Source organism: Rahnella inusitata (genome assembly GCF_965118895.1).
In the GTDB taxonomy this organism is placed as follows: Bacteria; Pseudomonadota; Gammaproteobacteria; order Enterobacterales; family Enterobacteriaceae; genus Rahnella; species Rahnella inusitata_A.
The window spans coordinates 1-511 of sequence record NZ_CBCPJJ010000050.1; the positions used below are offsets into that span (position 1 = coordinate 1).

Sequence of the window (511 nt, forward strand, 5' to 3'; positions counted from 1 at the left end):
GCATATGCGCTGTGATATGGACGCGGGGAAAACTGATTAACTCAGAAAATATCTGGCCTGCGCAATGGGATATGCCTAAACCACTGAAGGACTCAGGATTAAAATAACAGGGAAACTAACAATGAAAGGATTAGCCATACTGATGCTGGTAGTAGCAGTTACAGGGTGTCAGTTCAGACCGCAGCAACCGCCCACGCAGGTGGTTTACCGTTTCGACGACCATCGCTATCTGGAACTAACCGGATATGACTGTGAAGGTGAGCTATGGTTCACTGATACGCAGCGGGGTATACACTCTCAGTTATATTTACAGTTTTATCGGATCTTTACCCGTAAATTTGTTCACCCTTCAGAACGTTATATTGCTGTTCCTGCCTGGGACGTTAGTGGTTTTAGGGTCTCAAAAGACAATGGTCTGACATGGGAAAACGTAGGATTTTCATCCGGGCCTAATGAATCTAGTGGAATGGATCGTGCTTCTCGTGAGGATGTCACGTCCTTTACGGTAGTA

Annotated in this window: 1 pseudogene; it reads left to right on the forward strand. The window is 45.8% G+C overall.

Annotated elements, in window-relative coordinates:
• Window positions 1-121: 121 nt before the first annotated feature.
• A pseudogene (locus ACMHLI_RS23400) lies at window positions 122-511 on the forward strand (hypothetical protein); the annotation flags it as partial.